This window comes from Flavobacterium sp. (genome assembly GCF_036741995.1).
Classification (GTDB): Bacteria; Bacteroidota; Bacteroidia; order Flavobacteriales; family Flavobacteriaceae; genus Flavobacterium.
Window position 1 is genome coordinate 1 of sequence record NZ_DAINRG010000105.1, and the last position, 2,172, is coordinate 2,172.

The window sequence follows — 2,172 nt, forward strand, 5'->3', positions numbered from 1 at the left end:
TACTACAACGGGAGGTACCGCAGTAGGAGCTAATTCACCAAGTTACACTCCACCTGCATATACAGTTTCAGGCACTTACTATTACTATGTAGTCATTAGTTTCGGTAGCGGTGGTTGTACAAATGTGACTAGTATGATAGCGCAAGTAGATGTTGTTCCTGACCCTACTGTTACCACTCAACCCATAGCGCTACAAACGGTTTGTCAAAATTCACCAGCCACTACATTAGCTGTGGTAGCCTCAGGTGGTATTGGTACTACTTATGGTTACCAATGGTATAGTTCAACAGTAAACAATACAGCTTCTGGGACTTTAATTGCTGGAGAAACCAATAGTACTTACATACCACCAACCAATACTGCAGGAACCCAGTATTATTACTGTTTGATAACACAACCTACCGGTACAGGTTGTAATGTGACTAGTGCTGTTGCAACTGTTACTGTAAATCTGGCTCCGGCAGTTGTAAATCAACCTCTATCCAGCACGATATGCTTGGGGGCAACACCAACCACATTGTCATTGACCTATGCTAATGGAGCCGGAACACCTAACTATCAATGGTATGCTAATACAACCAATTCTAATAGTGGAGGAAGCCCTATTTCAGGTGCCACTAATGCTACCTTTAACCCTCCGGCTACCCCGGCAGGCACAGTATACTATTATTGTAATGTCACTTTTCCAACACTAGTTGGTCCCTGCTCTTTAATTACAACGGCGGCGGCTGAGGTAACTATTAATCAAAATCCGGTTATAGCATCAGAAACCACAACCATATGCAGCAGTACTACCTTTACAGTTACCCCAACAACTACATCGGGGAATATTATACCTCTTGGCACCACATATACCTGGTCTGCACCAACCATAAATCCTGCCGGGTCGATTACTGGTGCTTCAGCACAAACAGTACCACAATCCAATATAAGTCAGACATTAATAAATACTACAACGAGTCCGGCCACCGTAACCTATACTGTAATTCCAACCTCCGGGACTTGTGTCGGGAATAGTTTTACGGTTACCGTTACTGTAAACCCCTCTATTAATCCCAATGTAATTGCTACTAACAATAGCTGTTTTGGGGTTAATATAGCTTCTATTACTACCAACATAACAGGAGGAATACCTTTTAGCTCGGGCAGTCCTTATCAGCTTAACTGGACAGGACCTAATGGTTATACATCAACAGCAACCGCCATCTCCAATTTGTCTCCCGGCACTTATACCGTTTCAATTGCGGATGCTGGAGGCTGTCCTTATACCAATTCTTATAGTATTACCGAACCCACGGATATTGTAATCACTGTGAATAACGAAAATGACATTACTTGTTATAATGCCAATAACGGAAGTATAAATATTACCGTAACGGGAGGTACTGGAAGCTACAGTTACACTTGGACTAAAAATAGCAATCCTTTTGCGGTAACTGAAGATATTTCTAATCTAGCTCCGGGAGTTTATACGGTTTCTGTTACGGATGTCAATAATTGTGGTCCAAAAACGGCCACTTTTACCATCACAGAACCGCCTCTTTTAGTTGTAAGTTTGGTAAGTCAAACTAATGTATTGTGTTATGGAGCAGCTACAGGTGCCATTGCGGTTAATGTGACTGGAGGCACTCCAAATTCGACAGGACTAAATTATACTTATTCATGGACGGGCCCTAACGGATATACTGGCAATACTCAAAACATAAGTAATATAACGGCTGGGAATTATAACCTCATAGTAACGGATAATAATGGTTGTTCCAAAAATCTGTCAGTGAGTATAACACAATCTTCAGATATAGCAATTGTTTATACAACTACACCTATTACATGTTATGGCGCCAATAATGCTTCGTTGGCAGTAACATTAGCAGGTGGTAATCCACCTTATCAGTTTCAATGGAGTAATTTGGCTACTGGTTTAACTCAGAGCAACCTATCGGCCGGAAATTATACAATCACAGTTACTGATAATGTAGGATGTGTCAGAACCCAAACTATCAATATTCCAGATGCTCCAATATTTACTGTAAATCCTATAGTTACCAATGTTACCTGTAATGGAGCACACAACGGAAGTATTAATTTAAACCTAATCGGAGGAATAGCTCCCGTTGCCTTAGTTTGGAGTGATGGAAGTACAGCAGGACTTATACGAAACAATTTAGGACC

1 protein-coding gene is annotated in these 2,172 nt (G+C 41.2%); it reads left to right on the forward strand.

The window, feature by feature from the left end:
• A partial coding sequence (locus tag V7D82_RS13685) for a PKD-like domain-containing protein (protein WP_333601508.1) occupies positions 1 to 2,172 on the forward strand: 2,172 nt, incomplete at both ends.